The 19,681-nt window shown below is 43.1% G+C and carries 18 protein-coding genes; 1 reads left to right on the forward strand and 17 read right to left on the reverse strand.

The window, feature by feature from the left end:
- Positions 1–121: 121 nt before the first annotated feature.
- The 17 genes from AAGG74_RS06060 to AAGG74_RS06140 all read right to left on the reverse strand — a co-directional run bounded on the left by AAGG74_RS06060 (position 122) and on the right by AAGG74_RS06140 (position 19,014).
- The gene (locus AAGG74_RS06060) at positions 122–487 is read right to left on the reverse strand and encodes a small basic family protein (RefSeq protein WP_162101508.1); all 366 of its coding nucleotides are present in this window, start codon (positions 485–487) and stop codon (positions 122–124) included.
- An 18-nt stretch (positions 488–505) separates the two neighbouring features.
- Entirely contained in the window at positions 506–1,213 is a 708-nt protein-coding gene (locus AAGG74_RS06065) for a DUF881 domain-containing protein (RefSeq protein WP_429674798.1), read from the reverse strand.
- Positions 1,214–1,235: 22 nt separating this feature from the next.
- Positions 1,236–1,931 (reverse strand): DUF881 domain-containing protein, encoded by a 696-nt coding sequence (locus AAGG74_RS06070; RefSeq protein ID WP_162101506.1) that lies wholly within the window; start codon positions 1,929–1,931, stop codon positions 1,236–1,238.
- On the reverse strand, positions 1,928–2,719 hold the full coding sequence (locus AAGG74_RS06075; protein ID WP_162101505.1) for a cell division protein FtsQ/DivIB: 792 nt from the start codon (positions 2,717–2,719) through the stop codon (positions 1,928–1,930). The genes AAGG74_RS06070 and AAGG74_RS06075 overlap by 4 nt, the downstream gene beginning before the upstream one ends.
- Positions 2,720–2,849: 130 nt before the next feature.
- Positions 2,850–3,761, reverse strand: coding sequence for a UDP-N-acetylmuramate dehydrogenase (gene murB, locus AAGG74_RS06080; RefSeq protein ID WP_429674799.1), 912 nt, complete (start codon positions 3,759–3,761; stop codon positions 2,850–2,852).
- Between the two features lie 31 nt (positions 3,762–3,792).
- A complete protein-coding gene (murG, locus tag AAGG74_RS06085; protein ID WP_429674800.1) occupies positions 3,793–4,884 on the reverse strand; it encodes an undecaprenyldiphospho-muramoylpentapeptide beta-N-acetylglucosaminyltransferase in 1,092 nt (363 codons plus the stop codon).
- Between the two features lie 120 nt (positions 4,885–5,004).
- On the reverse strand, positions 5,005–6,105 hold the full coding sequence (spoVE, locus tag AAGG74_RS06090; protein WP_162101502.1) for a stage V sporulation protein E: 1,101 nt from the start codon (positions 6,103–6,105) through the stop codon (positions 5,005–5,007).
- A 60-nt stretch (positions 6,106–6,165) separates the two neighbouring features.
- Positions 6,166–7,521 carry a UDP-N-acetylmuramoyl-L-alanine--D-glutamate ligase gene (gene murD / locus AAGG74_RS06095; protein ID WP_429674801.1) on the reverse strand — a complete coding sequence of 452 codons (1,356 nt, stop codon included), beginning with the start codon at positions 7,519–7,521 and terminating at the stop codon, positions 6,166–6,168.
- Positions 7,522–8,496: a phospho-N-acetylmuramoyl-pentapeptide-transferase gene (gene mraY / locus AAGG74_RS06100; protein ID WP_429674802.1), complete on the reverse strand. Its 975-nt coding sequence runs from the start codon at positions 8,494–8,496 to the stop codon at positions 7,522–7,524.
- A gap of 111 nt (positions 8,497–8,607) precedes the next feature.
- Positions 8,608–10,092 (reverse strand): UDP-N-acetylmuramoyl-L-alanyl-D-glutamate--2,6-diaminopimelate ligase, encoded by a 1,485-nt coding sequence (locus AAGG74_RS06105; protein ID WP_429674803.1) that lies wholly within the window; start codon positions 10,090–10,092, stop codon positions 8,608–8,610.
- Between the two features lie 173 nt (positions 10,093–10,265).
- Positions 10,266–12,206, reverse strand: coding sequence for a stage V sporulation protein D (locus AAGG74_RS06110; RefSeq protein WP_429674805.1), 1,941 nt, complete (start codon positions 12,204–12,206; stop codon positions 10,266–10,268).
- A 113-nt stretch (positions 12,207–12,319) separates the two neighbouring features.
- On the reverse strand, positions 12,320–14,461 hold the full coding sequence (pbpB, locus tag AAGG74_RS06115) for a penicillin-binding protein 2B (protein WP_488167949.1): 2,142 nt from the start codon (positions 14,459–14,461) through the stop codon (positions 12,320–12,322).
- Between the two features lie 5 nt (positions 14,462–14,466).
- Positions 14,467–14,820, reverse strand: coding sequence for a cell division protein FtsL (ftsL, locus tag AAGG74_RS06120; protein WP_162101497.1), 354 nt, complete (start codon positions 14,818–14,820; stop codon positions 14,467–14,469).
- A 45-nt stretch (positions 14,821–14,865) separates the two neighbouring features.
- Complete coding sequence (gene rsmH / locus AAGG74_RS06125) at positions 14,866–15,801, reverse strand: 16S rRNA (cytosine(1402)-N(4))-methyltransferase RsmH (protein WP_162101496.1); 936 nt, start codon at positions 15,799–15,801, stop codon at positions 14,866–14,868.
- Positions 15,802–15,870: 69 nt separating this feature from the next.
- On the reverse strand, positions 15,871–16,302 hold the full coding sequence (mraZ, locus tag AAGG74_RS06130; RefSeq protein WP_003221402.1) for a division/cell wall cluster transcriptional repressor MraZ: 432 nt from the start codon (positions 16,300–16,302) through the stop codon (positions 15,871–15,873).
- A 125-nt stretch (positions 16,303–16,427) separates the two neighbouring features.
- Positions 16,428–18,047, reverse strand: coding sequence for a bacillithiol biosynthesis cysteine-adding enzyme BshC (bshC, locus tag AAGG74_RS06135; protein WP_429674807.1), 1,620 nt, complete (start codon positions 18,045–18,047; stop codon positions 16,428–16,430).
- Positions 18,048–18,117: 70 nt separating this feature from the next.
- Positions 18,118–19,014: a 2-dehydropantoate 2-reductase gene (locus AAGG74_RS06140; RefSeq protein ID WP_429674808.1), complete on the reverse strand. Its 897-nt coding sequence runs from the start codon at positions 19,012–19,014 to the stop codon at positions 18,118–18,120.
- A 159-nt stretch (positions 19,015–19,173) separates the two neighbouring features.
- Here AAGG74_RS06140 and AAGG74_RS06145 point away from each other — a divergent pair, with 159 nt between their 5' ends.
- Positions 19,174–19,656: an N-acetyltransferase gene (locus tag AAGG74_RS06145; RefSeq protein ID WP_429674809.1), complete on the forward strand. Its 483-nt coding sequence runs from the start codon at positions 19,174–19,176 to the stop codon at positions 19,654–19,656.
- The last annotated feature ends 25 nt before the right edge of the window (positions 19,657–19,681 follow it).

Raw genomic sequence — 19,681 nt, forward strand, 5'->3', positions numbered from 1 at the left:
ACAATACAATGAATGTGGCTTTACAAGTGTGTAACAAAAAATAACAACGAAATATCATTTATGTGCTCTTCACATTTTATGTTTATTGAAAATATTCGTTATATCCTATGTATATCCTCTTTTATATCACATTTTTTTTATTTTTTTTAGATACAGTCCATTTTGTAAGTAGATTTCTTCTGATAACGGCAATATTCTGAAATAATCTGACCCCAAATGCGAAAATACCCGCTAAATACAAGTCTACACCAAGATGGACTCCCAGAAAAGCTAAACTTATTGCCAATATAATATTAAAAAAGAAACCGGAAACAAATACCATTTCATCATATGTACCTTGTAAGTGCGCCCTGATTCCGCCAATTAATGTATCAAGTGCAGCTAGCACGGCAAGCGATAAATAGTTTGAGTATTCACTCGGTATCGTTAAGTTTGTCATCAGTCCAATCGCTATTCCGAGCACCAGTCCCAGCACGGGCAGCCACATGACAATTCTCCTCCCTTTTCAGTCCTTAAGCAGTTTCAGATGTTGGATGTCCAATGGTCTGTCGTATGCTTTTAATGTTAGTTTGCTTTCAGATTTCCCGGCTTTTAGTGCTAAATTCTCAGATGCAAAAAGGTCCTCAAGACCCGATCCCTTCACTCTGCTGTACAGCATGTCCGGATCTTCGGCAAGAACTTTTACTGTTAAAGGACCATCGTCAAGGCCGTATCCGTCTATTTTCGTTGTGCCGTTTATATCTCTTATGACTGTATGATTCACAACTCTTCGCTCATTAATCGAAATATGTTCTGCACCGAAGGAGTTGAGTTCATTGATCAGCTTCTTGAGCAAATCCGGTGGCGGATTTTCGATCGGCTTTCCTGTCAAGCTTTCAGAAAAAAGCGGGGAAATGGTGATGACAATTCCGCTACCCGTTATATCGGTCATGCCAGCTGTTTTTTTTAAGGTTTGCAAGGTATTATTGAGCGCGGTTTCTTTTGTCATTTCTTTCGATTGCGAGTAGCTATTCAGCAGTTTGTCATATTTGTTTATTTCAGCCAGCAGTTTTCCCTGCTTTTTCTGCTCAGCTGTCAGTTCTTCTCTAATCTCCCACATATCTCTTGTATCTCGGACTTGCGGATGCTTTAATGAGTTAAACTGAACTGATATCATGAGGCCAAAGATGACCATAAGCACACTGATGCTTATGAAGGAACGTTTTATTTTCAATCTGTTTCACCCGCTTTTTCACTCATTCCTTCGTTTTCAGAATCGGTTTCATTTGTACGTTTTTCTCTTTTTCTGCGGTAACAGCAATGTGATCCATTAACAGCTGATCGATCAGGCCTCCTGCTAAATTTAACGAAGGCAGCAGGACATCCGGATCTCCAATCGCTGATATCGTAAACGGGGCAGGATGCTGGACGCCGTCTACTGTTACAACAGGACCGTTGCACTTGATATAGGAATCATGTGTCAACCGCTGGCCGTTAACGGCGACAGCCGCCGCACCCGAAATATACAGTTCGTTTACCACTTGGAAAATATGGCTTTCGTGAACGATGTAGCTGTTCACATTCTCCCCTTCCGGTATGTACGACGCATCTTCTAAGGTCACCTCAATGCCCTCTCCCTGTACACCGACTTCCCCAATATACATTCTGTATTTTTCTGTATCTTCAAGAACGTTATAGTATTCCGTCTTTTCTTTCTTCAGCTTATTTTCTGCCTGCCGGACTTTGTTTTGCTTTTGAGATAATTCTCCTTCAAGGTTTTTATTTTCTTTCTCCTGTTTCAGAAGTTCGTCTCTCAGCGCATATTCTTTTTTCCACTCTTCCGTTTCAGCAGTGCTCTTGCTGTTTTGTTTTGTCACTTGAAAAGAAAATGAAATCAAAAAACCTGCGATAAGCATAATGAAAGAAAGGAGAATTGCAGATTTCCCCTTCAATTTTCATCTTCCTTTTTAGCAGCTTTATTATTTTTTCCAAACTCTTCAAAATAGGTGGCGACTTCTAAGTGAATAATTCCTTTTTTATTGCTGCTAAGCTGTGAAATGATAGAAGGATACGTTTTCATTCGGTCTGCAAAGGTTTTAATAGACGCAGTAACAACATAACCGTCGTTCATATACAATTTGATACGGTTTTCATCCATTTTTACAGGCGTATAATAAATTTCTGATATCGACTGTTTTAAAGAATTCGACAAAGCATCGAGCTGCTTGGCCATTTGGGACCGTTTTTTCGCATTTGTCCAATTTACTAAAATCGGCCCGGCGTCATCAGGCGTTACTTCGTTTGGTAAAACTGTACCGTTTTCAAGCACTTCATAGTACACTTCGTTTTTTTCTAAATAAGCAATCGCTTTATATTCTTCGATCGAAATGTTGATTTTATTTGGAAGCGCTTTGCTGATCTCCGCTTTTTTCACTAATTTATTTTGCTGAATCTTCTTTCCGGTTTTTTTCTTGTCCAAACTCCAAAACTCAGATTCTCCGCTGCGAATATCCGAAAGGTCGATAATTTCCTTTTTGGATACATTCTCATTCCCTGTCACAGTGATAGTTGATACTTTACTGATTGGCATCTGCAAATATACGATGATCAGCACCATCACAAAAAAGAGCACAATAAATGAAATGAGACGGCGGTTTGCCTTCTGTTTCCGCTGCTCTTTAATTTTAGGAATCCGTTCTTCAATGTTGACGATTTTTTCTCGGTCATGACCCGGGTTCATTGCCTGTTCACCTCATTCAAATGAAACAGCTGTTAATAGTCTGTCTACTCCAAAACAAACGGCATACTATAGATGCCGTTTGTCGTTTGCTTACAGTATATCATATGAACAGCTTCAGTCAGAACTTGAATCAGCGATTTTCACCGATGATTTCAACCTCTGTGTGCATATCAATCTCGTATTTTTCACGGATTGTCTTTTTCACATGGTCAATGAGATCAAGCACATCTTTTGCAGATGCTCCGCCCGCATTGACGATAAAGTTTCCGTGCATCTCAGATATCTTTGCACCGCCAATTTGATATCCTTTCAAGCCTGCTTTTTCAACAAGGTTTCCGGCATGATTCGGAAGCGGATTTCTGAATATGCTTCCCGCACAAGGGCTTGAATACGGCTGTGTCGTTTTTCTGTAATCTTTATTGCTTTGCATTTGCTGAACAATTGATTCTTTGTCCTTTTGCTCCAGCTTTAAAACAGCTTCAAGGCAAACACCCGGGCGTGTCTTTTGCAGGACAGAAGTTCGGTAGCTGAAATCCATCTGCTCATTTGTCAGCCACTCAATCGTTCCGTCTTCAAATAAAATGTGTGCTTTGACGAGGATTTGGCTCATATCCGAGCCGTGAGCGCCGGCATTCATATAAACCGCTCCGCCGACTGATCCTGGAATACCGGCTGCAAATTCTAAACCGGACAGACCTTTTTTGCTCAATGATGTAGCCAAACGGACAACCGAATAACCGCCTCCAACCGTCACTTGTTCCCCTTCAAGCTCCATATGGTCAAGACCTTCGCCAAGCTTAATCACTACGCCTCTGATTCCCTCATCTAAAACAAGAAGGTTTGATCCCCGGCCGATGACTGTCCATTTCACATCATATTTTTTGATAACGTCCATGATATCTTTGACAGCATCTACACTGCTTGGAATGACCAATACATCAGCAGGTCCGCCGATTTTCATCGTTGTATGATTCGCGAGCGGTTCATTTGCAAGAACCTTGCCGACTTCGCGTTCTTTTAATTCCTGTATCACATTCTCCATCGTAAACCTCCGCATTCCATTTGCTTTTCTATTATTTTTTCAATTCTTCAAGCACGCTGTATAAACGGGCAGCCGCATCAGGAACACCGAGTGACTTTGTTTGTTCGCTCATTTCCTTTAACGTTTGCTCATTCAGTACAATCCTGTCAAGCGCACCAATCAGTTTTTCTCCGCTAAGCTCTGCTTCTTTCAGAACAATAGCCGCGTCATGCTGGCCGAGAGATTGCGCATTGACCTCCTGATGATTCGCTGTTACATATGGGCTTGGGATCAGAACACTTGGGATTCCGAGGGCTGTAATTTCGGCAATCGTCGTCGCACCGGCTCTGGCCACAATAACATCAACGGCTTTAAGATATTCCGGCATTTGATGAAGAAACGGCTTTGTGACCATATTATCAGCAGCACCTTTGCTTTTCAGCTCATCCATCACTTTTTCATAGTGAACTTCACCGGTAATATACAGCACTTGGTAGTCTCTTGTTTTCAGCGCATCCTGCATGTCAATGACAGCACGGTTAATCGGTGCAGCACCTCGGCTTCCGCCAAAGATTAAGACGGTTTTTTTCTCTTCAGAAAGCCCAAATTCAGTCATAGATCGACCCGTCTTTATTGAGACGACTTCAGAAGCTCTCGGGTTTCCCGTAAATACAACTTTCTCACTAGGAAAATGCGATTTTGCTTCGTCAAAACAAATCGCTACCTTATTAACATATTTTGAAAGAAACTTATTCGTGATGCCCGGCAGGCTGTTTTGTTCGTGGACGATAGTGGGAATTCCCATTTTCGCAGCGGCATAGACAACAGGCCCGCATACATAACCGCCCGTTCCAATCACGGCATCAGGCTTAAATTCCGCTAAATATGATTTACTCTTTTTTACACCCTTGAGAAAACGCATCACAGTTTTGACATTTTCAAATGACAGTTTTCTTTTAAATCCTGTAATTTCAATTGAGCGAAACGGGATATCCTCCCGCTCAACAATTTTTTTCTCCAGTCCGTTTTCTGTTCCGATATATAAAAATTCCACATCAGGATGGCGGCGCTGCACTTCTTTAATAAAAGCAAGCGCAGGGTATATATGTCCCCCTGTACCGCCTCCGCTTATTGCAATTCGCATATCTCTCTTCCCCCAGTCTAAGTTTCTCTATAACATAACGATAACCCTGTTTTGTTGGACAGGGTTATCGCATTCGTGGTTTGCCGGCATCTGTTGATAGGACGCCTGGCAATACATTCATTAATACCGCGAGTAGCGGCTCACATTCAGAAGGACCCCGACCGCCATCAGCATCAAGGTCAATGAAGAGCCTCCATAGCTCAAGAACGGGAGCGTGATACCTGTTACCGGGATAAGGCCCGTCACTACGCCAATATTAATCATGACTTGGATGGCAATCATTGAAATAATGCCGACCGCGACAAAGCTTCCGTACAGATCAGGCGCACCGAGCGCAATTCTGATCCCTCTCCACAACAGAACGCTAAAAAGGAGCAAAATAAGTGTTCCACCGATAAAGCCGAGTTCCTCTGACAAGATGGCAAAAATAAAATCTGTTTGCGGCTCAGGCAGATAAAAGAACTTCTGTCTGCTTTGTCCAAGCCCCATTCCGAACAACCCGCCGGGACCCACCGCATAAAGCGATTGAATGATTTGAAAGCCGCTTCCGAGCGGGTCTTCCCATGGGTTCAAGTATGAGGTAATCCGCTTAATCCGATATGGTGCCGATAGGACGAGCCCGACAAACCCGCTAAGGCCGATCAATCCTAGAAAGGCGAAATGGGCGATTCGGGCGCCGGCTACAAAAATCATGACAATACAAGTTCCGACCATTACCGTCCCCGTTCCGAGGTCAGGCTGGCACATGATAATCAAAAACGCTGAAAACACGATACCAAGCGCCGGGATAAATCCCCGTCTGAATGATGTAATGTTTTTTTGTTTTTCAGAGAGAAATTTAGCTAGGAATGCAATCATCGCAAGCTTCATAAACTCTGAAGGCTGTATGCTGAACGCTCCAACTCCGATCCAGCTTCTTGAACCGTTCCGCACCATTCCGACGCCCGGTATCAAGACAAGAATCAAAAGAAAAAAACAGATAATCATCAGCAATTTTGACCATGTCCGCCATGTCCAATACTCAACATTCATGATAAAAAACATGGCAATGACGCCGATTCCCGCAAACAGCAGCTGCCGTTTTGCGAAAAAGAATGAGTCTTCAAATTTATAATCCGCCCAAACCGCACTCGCACTGTACACCATAATTAATCCGATTGTTAATAATAATAACGTAATGATGACCAATAACAAATCAGGCGATGTTTTTTTAGTAGTCAAAGCAATCGACACCCCAAGCTTAAAGTCATTAGGGCTGCCGATTCACTTCAAGACAAGCCCTTACTTAAGCATATGCACGGCATCTATAAACATGTCACCGCGTTCTTCAAATGTTTTGAATTGATCCCAGCTCGCACACGCAGGTGATAACAGGATGACATCTCCTTCATTTGAGAGCGCAAACGCCGCAGATACTGCTTGTTCAACATTATCGACACGTTTGACATGTTGTATTCCCATCTCGTTGCCGAGCTTCTCGAGTTTTGGCGCTGTTTGGCCAAAAGTAAGCACTGCTTTGACATGCTGCATATACGGCTTTAAGTCATCAAAACCATTTCCGCGATCCAGCCCGCCTGCAAGCAAAATGACCGGTTTGTCAAAAGCAGAAAGCGCCTTGCTTGTCGCAAGAATGTTTGTCGCTTTACTGTCATTATAAAACTTACGGTCCTTCACTGTTGTGACATATTGGAGACGGTGCTTCACGCCAGTAAAGCTTGTCAGCACCTTTTTGACTGCTTCGTTGGACACTCCTGCCGTTTTCACAGCTGCAATGGCGGCTAAAATGTTCTCTAGGTTATGAGCGCCTGGCAGCACAACCTCTTCCAGAGGAAGAATGGCTTCCCCGTTGAACATCAGCATACCGTCTTTTACATAAGCGCCCTCTTCAAGCGTTTTGCTGACTGAAAATGGAATGATACCGGCTTTGCCGGCTTCAGCCAGACGCACGACGGTGTCATCATCCTGGTTGACAATGGCTTTATCTGAAGCAGTCTGGTGAAGGTACACTTTCTGTTTCGCTTTTTCATAATTTTCTCGCGTATGATGATAATCCAAATGGGCGTCAAATATGTTTAAAATCAGGCTGATTTCCGGTCTGAAAGCGTGTGTTCCCATCAGCTGAAACGAAGACAATTCAGTAACGATCCATTCATCCCCATCAGCATGATAGGCAACCTCACTTGCGACTGTGCCGATGTTTCCGGCAATCAGTGCTTTTTGCGAGTCAGCTTTGAGCATTTCATAAATCAGCGTTGTCGTGGTCGTTTTTCCATTGGATCCGGTAATCCCGATAAACTTGGCGTTTGTCAGGTAGTAAGCGAGCTCAATTTCCGTCCAAACCGGTATGCCTCTTTTTTCCGCTTCCTGAACCATAATATTTTCATAAGGAATTCCCGGGTTTTTGATCAGAACCGTGATTTGATGCTGATCAAACAGTGAAACTGGATGCTCTCCGCACACAACCTCGATTCCTTTTTCAGAAAGCTTTTGCGCTGGTTCGTTTTCTTCGAATGGCTTTTGGTCGTTGACAGCAACATATGCACCTTTTTCATGAAGAATGGATGCCGCCGCATACCCGCTTTTCGCGAGTCCAAGGATTAAAAAATGCTGATTCTGTAAAAATTGATCGTTTTCCACTTATAACCACACCTCGATGTAAATTCCTAAAACGGCAAGCAAAAGTCCCGCAGCCCAAAACGTCACGACTACTCTCCATTCAGACCAACCGACAAGTTCATAATGGTGATGAAGCGGACTCATTTTAAAGATTCGTTTGCCTGTCGTTTTAAAGCTGATAACCTGCAGAATAACGGATAATGTCTCGATAACGAATACACCGCCAATGATAACCAGCAGGATCTCTAATTTCGTTAAAATGGCAATGGTAACGATAGCTCCACCCAATGCAAGTGATCCCGTATCTCCCATAAAGACTTTAGCGGGATGAGCATTAAATACGAGGAAGCCCAGCACTGCACCGACAACAGCAACTGAGAAAATCGCAACGTCATATTGCGACTGGTTCCATGCCAGAATGGCAAAGGCGCCAAAAGCAATCGCAGCTGTACCAGACAATAAGCCGTCAAGGCCGTCAGTCAGATTAACCGCATTTGATCCGCCGACAAGCATAAAGAGCACAAGAATAAAGTAAGCCCAGCCAAGATCAAATGATAAGTCGGTTCCAGGCACGCGAATATCCGTCGCAAAATTGTAGTAATGGTATACGGCATAAAATACAATCGCAATGATAATTTGTCCAATCAGTTTTTGCTTTGACGTCAATCCAAGGTTGCGCTTCATGACGACCTTGATGTAATCATCTAAAAAGCCCAGCAAACCGTATCCGAGCGTAACAAACAAAAGCAGCACCATTTCCGGGCTTATTTCTGAAAACTTCTGTGTCATCACAATTGTTGTCACAATGATAGAAAGTATGATCATGACCCCGCCCATTGTCGGCGTCCCTGATTTTTTCTGATGTGATTTCGGTCCTTCTTCTCTAATACTCTGGCCGAATTTTAACCTTCTTAAAAACGGAATAAGAATCGGAGAGATCAGAACACTAATTAAAAACCCCATTAAAATTGTAAACAGAATGACTTGCTCAAGCATTGTCCTTTTCTCCTCCTGTTTCTTTCAAACGACATACGTAGTTATAATATTCATGATTTTTTCTCATATGAAATATCTTTTCAAACTCCATTATTCAATAACATCTCTTTCCTATGAATTCGTCATATTTTTATTGAGGTCGACAATGGCTCTTGCCGCCACTTCAGCATCGTCAAAATCGAACGTTTCGTTCCCGATCTGCTGATAGGTTTCATGCCCTTTTCCTGCAATGAGGACAACGTCGCCTTTTTTGGCATTGGCAATCGCAAAAAAGATGGCTTGCTCGCGGTTTGCGATGCTGTGATAGTATGCGCCCTCTACTCCAGCTTCCATATCTTTTAAAATCGCGCGAGGATCTTCGCTTCTCGGGTTATCTGAAGTGAAAATCGGTTCGTCAGCCAGCTTCACAGCGATTTCAGCCATTTTCGGGCGTTTCGTCTTATCTCTGTCTCCCCCGCAGCCAATAACGACAAAAAGCTTTCCTTCTGTCATATCTCTGCAAGTCTTCAATACATTTTCAAGGCTGTCCGGTGTGTGCGCGTAATCTACAATGACCGGAAACTCTTGTTGCTGATTGACCAATTCAAACCGGCCTCTTACGCCATGCAGTTCCTCAACAGCTTCAGTAATCGTTTCAAACGGGATGCCTGCTGCGATACATGCTGCAACTGCCGCCAGCACGTTATACACATTAAATTGTCCGACAAGTGACATCGTAATGTGCTTAGTGCCTTTGTTTGTCACAAGATCAAAGCTTGTGCCCTGTGCAGCGATCGTGATATTCTTCGCCATCACATCAGCGTTGTTTTTAATTCCGTATGTAGAGATATGAGCTGCTGTTACCTTTGCAAAATATGCGCTCGCCTCATCGTCAGCATTCAGTACGGCACGCTTTGGACGTTCATGGTTAAAAGCCCCGCCAAGCTGAGAAAAGAGCAGGCTTTTTGCCTGTCGGTACTCATCCATCGTTTTATGATAGTCCAGATGGTCCTGCGTTAAATTCGTAAACACAGCAATATCATAATCACAGCCATGAACACGTCCTAAAGATAACGCGTGAGAAGAAACTTCCATGATGGCAGTATCAACTTGCTTGTCATTCATTTTCTTAAACGTTTTCTGCAGTGTGACACTTTCCGGTGTCGTGTTTTTCACGGGAAGTGTTTCGTCGCCGATTTTCATATACATGGTGCCGATCAAGCCAGTTCGTTTTCCGGCTTTTTTCAAAATCTCATCGACCATATGGGTTGTTGACGTTTTGCCATTTGTGCCTGTGATCCCGATTAGCTGAAGCTTCTTTGTCGGCTGTCCGTAAAACGCATCAGACAGAACGCTGAGCGCGCGCAGAGACTGGCGGACAATAATGACAGGCACATCCACATCGAGTTCTTTTTCTGCCACAATAGCCGCCGCGCCGCTTTCTACTGCTTTTTGGGCAAAATCATGGCCATCCACCGTATACCCTTTAACACATACAAAAAGACTCCCTTCCTTTACTTCTCTGGAGTCCATCTCAATTGAAGTGATTTCAGGGTCTTGTGAATCGTTTACAGAAGGTTCGGTTGTTAAGTATGTAAGCAGCTTTGTAAGTTTCATCGTATCAAACCTCTCAACTTTCTAATTCGTTCTTTTTATCATTGAAGTCACGTCAGACGATGTGATAATGATTTTGAGCATACAGTTCATATTTTAGCGTAAATAAAAGGAGACATCCAGCTAATCTTGAAAGATATCGGCATTTTCCGCAATAAAAATAATAGGCACCCGAATCAATCGGCTGCCTTCTTTTCATCTTCTTCAGTCAAATAAACGCGTATCTTTGAGCCTTCTTTTACTTTCGTTCCGGCAGCTGGCGATTGTTTAACGATTTTGCTTCCTTTCCCGGAAGCATCTACATTGAGATTCACCAATAGTGACTCAAGATCTGAGACAGACATCCCTACAACATTCGGAACTTCTATTGTTTTTGTGTCGTTCCATTTGTACTTTTTCTCGATTTGATTTTTCCGAGGCTTCACACCAATCTCCGGCAGGCTGTCCCTCATCATATTCCCGACAATTGGCGCGGCAACCGTTCCCCCAAACTGAATGGTGCCTTTTGGGTTATCAACTGCGACATAGACAACAAGGCTCGGATCGTCAGCCGGCGCGAAACCGATAAATGATACAATATGGTTGTTTTCGAGGTATTTCCCATCTTTAACCTTTTGTGCTGTTCCCGTTTTCCCGCCGACACGATAGCCTTCAACAAAGGCGTTACGGCCGGTTCCTTCTGCAACAACGCTTTCTAAAGCATAGCGGATTTGTTTGGACGTTTCCTCAGAAATAACTTGTTTCTTTGCGATTGGTGATTGCTTTTTAACCGTTTTTTTCGTTACAGGGTCGATCCATTCCTTTGCAATGTAAGGTGTGTAGAGCGTCCCTCCGTTTACAGCGGCAGATACGGCTGTAACCTGCTGAATCGGCGTAACAGAGACCCCTTGTCCGAAAGCGGTAGTCGCTTGCTCGACCGGACCCACTCTATCAAGCGGGAATAGGATTCCCGTGCCCTCGCCTTGCAGATCAATTCCCGTTTTTTGGCCGAAACCAAAGTCTTTGATATATTTGAAAAGCTTCTCCTTTCCTAAGCGCTCGCCCAATTCCACGAATCCCGGGTTACAGGAGTTCTGGACAACTTCTAGATACGACTGGAGTCCGTGTCCTCCTCTTTTCCAGCACCGCAGTCTCGCTCCGTCCACTTCTGCATGCCCTTTATCATAAAATTGATCACGCTTCAAATTTACCTTTTGCTCTTCAAGTGCTGCCGCAAGTGTAATAATTTTAAAGGTAGACCCCGGCTCATACGTGCTCCATACCGGCAGATTTCGATTGTAGACTGACGGATCGACTGATTGATAATCAGCTGGGTCAAAATCAGGCCTGCTAGCCATTCCCAATATTTCTCCGTTTTTCGGATTCATAGCTACGGCAATCATGCCATCAGGATGGTATTTGGCTTCAGCGTTATCAAGCTCCCTTTCCATTATCGTCTGAACCTTCGAATCAACTGTCAGCTTCATATCAAGCCCGTCCTTAGGCGGTGTGTAATCGTCCGCTTCATCAGGCATTTTCTTCCCCTTGGCATCTGTATAAAACTTCACAGAGCCCTTTATCCCTTTTAAGTCATCGTCATAATAGGCTTCAAGTCCAAGGAGTCCTTGATTGTCAATCCCGGCAAACCCAAGCACATGAGATAAAAAGCTGCCGAACGGGTAATGGCGGATACTGTCCTCCGCAACATATACACCTTTTAAATCAAGCGCTTTGATTTCTTTCGCTTTTTCATTTGAAATCTTTCTTCCTTCAGGAGTGATCTTTTCAATTGATGCTTTTTTTGTCACATGCTTATATACTTTTTCTTCTGACATGTTTAAAACCGCTGCAAGCTGCTTGCTTGTTTTCATCGGATTCTGGACTTGGCGCGGCACGACGAATACGGTCGGCGCGCTTTTGTTTGTTGCGAGCTTTACACCGTTCCGATCGAGAATTTCGCCTCTCTCCGGCTCAAACGGCAAGTTTCTGCTCCAGGAATCTTTCGCCAGTGAAGTCAGTTTATTTCCCATCACAAACTGAACATATCCCAGCCTTGTATCAATGATCAAAAATACGATCACACCAAAAAGCAAAACCAATAATAAACGTTTCCTAACCGTTACATTCGAGACGCGCAAGAGACCGTTCACTCCTTATTTAGGCTTGTTTCATTTTATGCCTGATATTGGACAGGTAGAACGGTGCTCCTCTGTATAAAAAAAAGAAAGCCTGCATAACGCAAGCTTTCTTTTTAATCAGGATTTTTAAACTGAACTTTGATGACATTTTTGTCTTTTATTTCTTTATCCTTCTTGATGCTTTGGCTGACAGCGTAGCCTTGCCCGCTGACTTCAATATGAATGCCCGCCAGCTCGCCGTACTGAAGAACCTCTCTTCTCGACCAGCCGGTCATATCAGGCATTTTGATTTTGCCGCCCGTTTTCAGAAAGACCTTCTGATTAGTAAGAACTTCCTCATCCACTTTTGGATACTGTTCTTTTACAGCGACATCACTGCCGATGACAATCGGTGTAAGATTCTCTTCTTTTGCTTTCTTTTGCGCACCAGCTGCCGTTCGATCTGTTAAATCAGGCATCGTCTGCGCTTTTGTTTCTTCTTGCTTGGAGCTGGATTTTTCGGTCGGTTCAATATTCAGGTAGTGCAGGCTGTTTTTCATAGTTGGATTGAAGATTTCTGATACTGGAGCTGAGCTGCTTTGTCCTTCTTTTAACTGCGGCTGCTGTACAGCAACATAAATTAAAAGTTCAGGATCATCTTTTGGCGCCATGCCCATAAACGAAAAGATATAGTTATCTGCTCCGCGTAAATATCCGCCTTTACCTGCTATTTGCGCTGTACCTGTTTTCCCGGCAACATCAAATCCCTCAATTTTATAGGGTTTTCCTGTTCCGATTTTCGAGGTCACGACTTCACCCAATATATTTCGCACCTTTTTGGCTGTCTCTGCGGTAATTGGATTCCCGACTGATTCCGGCTTATTTTGATAGACGGTTTTATCTTTATCAGAATCAACGATATGGTCAATGACATAAGGCTTCATCATTTTGCCGTTATTCGCAATTGCCGTTGCTGCTTGAAGCTGCTGAATCGGTGTAACAGCAGACGCTTGTCCGTATGCAGTTGATGCTTTATCAAACTCATATTTAAAGTTGATTTTACTGGATACCTCTCCAGACAAGTCAATACCTGTTTTTTGATCAAAATGAAACTTGTGTAAATATTGATTGAGGCGGTCATAACCTAGTTTTTCTTTTGCCAGCTTCGCAAATGCAACATTTGACGATCTTAGAACGCCATCATGATAGGTTGTCGGGCCCCAGCCTACACCACCATTATGGTCATTGACAGGCTCCCCGCCAACTTCAAACGTACCTGATTTATATTTTTCATTCGCAGGAAACGCGTTTTCCTGCATCGCGGCAGCGAGTGTAAAAATCTTCATCGTTGATCCGGGTTCATACGCATATGAAATCAAATCATTATAGTAGTTTGTCACATCGCGTTTGTTCGGATCAAAGCTTGGGCGCTGTCCCATAGCAAGCACTTTTCCTGTTTTCGGATCGACGACTGCGGCCATGATTTTTTTCGGTTTATACTTTTTCGCCACTTTCGTCATACTGTCTTCCAAAAAGGTTTGAATTTTCTGGTCAAGGGTTAAATATACTTTGTCACCATTTTTTGGCGATGTAATTTTATTTTTGCTGTTTGGGAGCTCCCAGCCGGATTTGTCACTTTCATATGTCACATATCCGTCCCGCTCTTTCAAATACTTATCCAGCACTTTCTCTAGTCCCATCGCGCCGGAAATTTCATTTGTTTTTTGATCAACCTCGGCATAGCCGATCAAGTTGGATGCGAAAATACCGTTTGGATAATAGCGTTTTGTATCCCGCAAAAATGAAATACCCGGAAGTTTTAGCTTTTCAATTTTTTGCTTTTGCGAATATGTGATATCCCGTCCCGCTGAGCCAAACTCGACTTGTTTTACATCCTTATTTAAGATATCAAGGATATCAGCCTTGTCCATTTTTATTACTTTAGACAAGGCTTCCGCTGTCGATTCTTTGTTTACAACATGCTGAGGGTGCTTTATATCAGGTGACATTTTTTTATCGAGAACGGCAATCAGCTTATATGTCGCTGTATCCTCTGCAATCACTTTGCCGTTCCGATCTAAAATTGGGCCGCGGCTTGCATCGATCGTTCTTTTCTTTTCATGCTGCTCTGTCGCTTTTGTCGCCAGCACCTCACCGCTCGCTTTTCCGGTTATTTGAATATATGCCATTCTCCCGAGGATGACAAAGAAAAAGAGAGCGAAACAAATACTTAGAATTGCCGCTCCTCTATTCATAAATTTATTCTTTTTTGGCATTTGAATCATTCCTGTATGTTTTTCACTTTTTTATCTTTTAAATTCAAGCCGTTCTTTTTCGCAATGTCCATAATGCGCTGCGGTTTACTTAAGTCAGCAACGCTTTTTTCGAGGTCACCAACTTGCTTTTTTTCGGATGAAATTTGCTCCTCTAGCTTTTGTACCTCCATATTGGTGTGATATGCCGCATACGCCTTCGATACAATCAAAAGCGATACACTGAGCACTGCTGCAGCAAAAAGGACAAGGAGCACTTTTTCTCCGAGAGTAATGGAAGCCCTTTTCTTGACAATCATTTTTTTCTCAGGATTGACCGTATGCCGATGCTGTTTTTCTGGTTGGTAAGCTAAATTGCTCATAGGCTGATGACCTCCTTTTAGTTTTGCTTTCGCGTTTTGGTTTTGTTATTTTCTTTTTTCGGCAATCCGAAGCTTCGCAGAACGAGCTCGGTTGTTTTCTTCAAGTTCTTCTTGAGATGCCGTAATCGGCTTTCGTGTAACGAGCTTCAACTCCGGCTCAAACTCTTCAGGTATGACAGGAAGCCCCGGAGGAAGTTCCGGAAGTGACGATTTTTCTTTAAAGGTGGATTTGCAAATTCTGTCTTCTAGCGAGTGGAAGGTGATAACAGAAACCCTTCCCCCTGGCTTCAGCACCTCAATTGCCTGCTCCAAAGCCTCTTCAAACACTTTCAGTTCGTCATTTACGGCAATCCTGATTGCCTGAAACACACGTTTAGCAGGATGTCCTCCGCTCCTTCTCGCTGGAGCGGGAATCGCGTCTTTTATTAGATCGACCAGTTGGCCCGTAGTTTGAATAGGAGATTTGATTCTTGCCTCTTCAATTTTTCTGGCGATCTGTTTGCTGAACTTCTCTTCGCCGTATTTAAAGAAAATACGGACGAGATCTTCATAGCGCCATTCATTCACGACTTCTTTCGCTGAAAGCGTGGCCGACTGGTCCATCCTCATGTCCAACGGTGCGTCATGATGGTAACTGAAGCCGCGTTCCGGTGTATCCAGCTGCGGAGAGGACACCCCTAAATCAAATAAAACACCGTCTACTTCTGTAATACCCTGTTCATTCAAACATTCTTTTAAATACCTGAAATTGCTTTTCATTAGAATGAGCTGTCCTTTATAATCGGACAACACTTCTTTTGCATGCTGTAATGCCGTATCATCTTGGTCAAAAGCGACTAAACGCCCCTTCTCGGATAATTGCTGCAATAAGTATGTACTGTGCCCAGCTCCGCCGAGTGTGCAATCTACATATGTACCGTCTGGTTTAATCTGAAGCCCGTCTACGGTTTCACGAAGAAGTACTGTCTTGTGTTGAAACATATTGTGTTGGTCCCACCTTTTATCAGGATGAATTGAAATTGTTTTTAGAGTGTTATACACGAAGAATCATTATATATCAAACCCAATCATGTTTTCAGCAATTTCAGCAAATGAATCTTCTTGCTCTTCTGTGTATTGTTCCCAAATTACTTTACTCCACAATTCAATTCGATTAGAAACCCCGATAACAACACATTCTTTTTCCAGTTTGGCGTAATTCAATAGAGATGAGGCGATATTTACCCTGCCTTGCTTGTCCAGTTCGCATTCTGTCGCCCCAGAAAAGAAGAATCGGGTAAACGCACGGGCATCTTTTTTAGTGAGAGGAAGTGCTTTTAGTTTTTCTTCAATTTGTTTCCATTCGTGCATAGGATAGCCGAAGAGACATTGGTCAAGTCCTCTGGTCAGCACAAACTGCTCACCGAGTCCTTCCCTGAATTTAGCGGGTACGATCATGCGGCCCTTCGCATCAATAGTATGCTGATATTCACCCATAAACATGATCTCTTGCCCCACTTTCTCTCCTTAACTCACCACTATACACCACTTTTCTCCACAGATTCATTTTACACTGTTTATTCATAAAAAAAAACCCTGAACTAGTCAGGGTTCTTTAAAACTTTATTTCAAAGTTTGACAACTTGATGTTGATTTTGAAAAGAAAATGGCAGATTTTTGAATGATGTGAAGAATTCCGGACCATACCTGTTCAAATAATACATAATATTCCATATTCGTTCTTGCGGTGCAAGGAGGGGCCTAATGCTATTTTGAATTCTCTCATAATCCTTCAAGACGTAGCCTTCTTTTTCTTCAATCCGCTTCGTCACCGTACGCTCTAAAAACTGAAGCTGATCCTGAATAAAGCCGGCATTTTTCAAAAGCAAGGGTTCCATGCTTTGATCAACCTTTAACGCTTGTTGCCGAACCGTTTTATGAATCGCTTCAATTTGGCTCTTTGCCTTATCCATCACCGCGGTAAACTCTTCTGGAATCTGGCGCTCAAAGTATGTCTCTCTTTGATTCTCCGTTCCGCGTACAATCGCGTCTTGCAATGAAATATTCCGTTCAAACAGCTTTTTCTCAATATGCCGTTCTACTATCGTAATGTTCAATCTCGGCATAACAGGAGGCATTTTAAAGCCCATTACCGCAAAGGCCTGTTTGAGCTCCCCCCAATAGTTGATTTCTCCGGGACCTGCAATAAACGCTAACGTTGGAATGAGATATTCCTGCATTAACGGCCTAGTCACAACATTGTTGCTGAAGCGCTCAGGATGCTCTTCCATATGTGTATAAAGTTCATCCATCGTCCATCCGAGATCAAGCTCATTGATGACAAAACGGCCGTTATCTTTTTCAATTAAAAAGCGCTCTTCTTCATATTCGTAAAACAGATTCGCCTGCTCTTTTCCAGACTCGATAATCGGCTTATAGCCAGCCTCACGCATGAAGGCCTGCTGATCTGAAAGCGCGCGGGCTAGTTCATCATTCTCCCGAAGAATCTTTTGGAACATAGCCGTTTCCAGCTTTTTGATCCCCGGATCTCCAGAATTGAGTAAAACTAGTCCTTCCTTCTGGAATAGGTCCGCAATGAGCAGTTCAAAGAAATCAGTGAATGTAACAGATTCCCTTAAACATCGTTTTACATTGTCGAGAAGTGAATTCGTGTGGTCAGTTTCTTCAAAAGCAGCAAATACATCATCTATCCACGCGGCGCATTTTTCCTGATCAAGCGATGTGCTCGCTGCCGAAGATTTCTTCCAATATGATTGGGGCAGCTTTTTTTTCACAGGACCGTTTTCTTCAGAAGAATGAATAAAATTAATTTCATCTAAATCGTGGTCTTCTCCAGCCACCCAGAAGATCGGTATAACAGGCACTTGCAGCTGCTTTTCTTGTTCCTTTGCTAACACAATGATTGAAATGATTTTATGTATAGTGTAAAGCGGCCCTGTTAAAAGACCAGCCTGCTGCCCGCCGACAACAGCGGCACTTGACGGGTCCTTCAGCTTTTCAATAGCAGACTGCATCGCATTTGACCCGAATTTTTGATGATAAGAGGATAAGTACGCCGCCAGTTCCTCTCTTGCGAAAGAACGGGAAGATAAGTCTTTCAGCCTTTCGCGCCACATGTCCTTATGATGAATGCTGTAATCAAAAAAAGAAGACATTCCTTCTTTGCCATCTATATAGTGCTGTACAAACACATTTTGATTTTTGATGGAAAGTTCAGTTAGCTGCATCTTCTAGAACTTCCTTTCTCCAATAAATAGTTAGTGATCCGAAATGAGTATAGCATGTTACAGAAAAAGCTCAAAAGACTTTGTTTGCATTTCGCTCCAAAGCTTTCATGCTGCCGTATAAAAATTCCAAATGAACGGCATCAAAGTTATGCTGGCTTGCTTCCTTCAATAAATACCCGATAATAGCATCAGCTTCCGTCTGCCGGCCTTCAGTGACGTCGACTAGCATTGAAGAGCGATTTTCTTTCGTTTGCCTGCAAACGGACTGAACCCGCTCCCAAGCCTCCGCTTCGTCTTCAAGCCTTAAAATGCGGCACGCTTCCTGAAAAACCAGCTTCATAAATGCTTGATATGCTGGCGTTGTCAACAGAGCGCCATTTTTCACCTGCAATAACGCGGTTAATGGATTGATACAAGCATTTATAATCAGTTTGCCCGCCAGCAGGCGGTACCAATCCGTTTCATAACGAATTGGAAAATCCGGGTGATTATAGTGAAGCAAGTTGTTCAGCTGATTTGGATCACTATCGCGAAACGCGCTCCATTTTATCGCACCTATGCCAGTATGATCAACAGCTGTATCTGACTTTCTTACAGCTCCGTGCTCAACGATTCCAACATAAATAGAATGCTTAGCGCCCCAGTCTTTTAGGTCGTGGATATGCCCCATGCCGTTTTGTAAAAATAGTATATTCGTTTTCCCGATCCGTTCAAGCAAAGGAAAAACAGACTGAAGCTGATGCTGCTTTACTGTCACGACAAGAAGGTCAAAATCCGAATTGATACTCGTATCCGCACTGCAATCAGCGTTGAATTCTTCTCCGCCTTTATAAAGCTGAATCCCTCCAGACTGAATAGCCGCAGCCTGTTCTTTCCGCCTTGTCACAACAGTTACATCGTGATGAAGTGACAAATAACAGGCACATAAAAGACCGACTGAGCCTCCGCCGATAATTCCAATATTCATGATGTCACACCCAATTTAGCATTTACGTATTATCATAGCAGAAGTGTGAAGAAATTACTTCTTAAAGATCTCGTGTGGCGAGAATTAAAGTTTTAATATTTGGATTTTTTAAATAAAGCGTTTACAATATATGTAGAAACAGCAAAGGGGGAGATTGATTTGGTAAAGGTTGAACGTCTGCTCATCAACTATAAAACGCTGGAAGAATTCAAGGAATTCAAAGAATACGGCATTCAGGAGCTTTCAATGCTTGAGGATCTCCAGGATAATATGATCGAAAATGACAGCACCTCGCCTTTTTACGGGATTTATTTTGGGGATAAACTTGTAGCACGAATGAGCCTATATCAGGTTAATGGCAAATCAAACCCATATTTCGACAACCGTCAGGATTATTTGGAGCTGCGGAAGCTTGAAGTTCTTCCAGGCTACCAGAACCGGGGATATGGGAGAGCCTTGGTTGAATTCGCAAAATCTTTCAAAATGCCGATTCGGACAAATCCGCGAATGAAATCAGCGGAGTTTTGGAATAAAATGAACTTTGAAACTGTTAAGTATGATGCGGCGCGGGATAAAGGGGAAAACCCGCTCACCTGGCATCCTGATATGGATCACGAAATGACGCCGGGAGAGTCTGCATAGAAATAAAAACAACCGGCCTATTTTC

Source organism: Bacillus mexicanus (assembly GCF_050445615.1).
GTDB classification, from domain to species: Bacteria; Bacillota; Bacilli; order Bacillales; family Bacillaceae; genus Bacillus; species Bacillus mexicanus.

Excerpts from the sequence above, each read along its gene's own strand:
- AAGG74_RS06060 (WP_162101508.1), bottom strand. The coding sequence starts at position 487 with ATGTGGCTGCCCGTGCTGGGACTGGTGCTCGGAATAGCGATTGGACTG.
- AAGG74_RS06075 (WP_162101505.1), bottom strand. The coding sequence starts at position 2,719 with ATGAACCCGGGTCATGACCGAGAAAAAATCGTCAACATTGAAGAACGG.
- murB (WP_429674799.1), bottom strand. The coding sequence starts at position 3,761 with ATGGAGAATGTGATACAGGAATTAAAAGAACGCGAAGTCGGCAAGGTT.
- murG (WP_429674800.1), bottom strand. The coding sequence starts at position 4,884 with ATGCGAATTGCAATAAGCGGAGGCGGTACAGGGGGACATATATACCCT.
- mraY (WP_429674802.1), bottom strand. The coding sequence starts at position 8,496 with ATGCTTGAGCAAGTCATTCTGTTTACAATTTTAATGGGGTTTTTAATT.
- AAGG74_RS06105 (WP_429674803.1), bottom strand. The coding sequence starts at position 10,092 with ATGAAACTTACAAAGCTGCTTACATACTTAACAACCGAACCTTCTGTA.
- pbpB (WP_488167949.1), bottom strand. The coding sequence starts at position 14,461 with ATGCCAAAAAAGAATAAATTTATGAATAGAGGAGCGGCAATTCTAAGT.
- ftsL (WP_162101497.1), bottom strand. The coding sequence starts at position 14,820 with ATGAGCAATTTAGCTTACCAACCAGAAAAACAGCATCGGCATACGGTC.
- rsmH (WP_162101496.1), bottom strand. The coding sequence starts at position 15,801 with ATGTTTCAACACAAGACAGTACTTCTTCGTGAAACCGTAGACGGGCTT.
- mraZ (WP_003221402.1), bottom strand. The coding sequence starts at position 16,302 with ATGTTTATGGGTGAATATCAGCATACTATTGATGCGAAGGGCCGCATG.
- bshC (WP_429674807.1), bottom strand. The coding sequence starts at position 18,047 with ATGCAGCTAACTGAACTTTCCATCAAAAATCAAAATGTGTTTGTACAG.
- AAGG74_RS06140 (WP_429674808.1), bottom strand. The coding sequence starts at position 19,014 with ATGAATATTGGAATTATCGGCGGAGGCTCAGTCGGTCTTTTATGTGCC.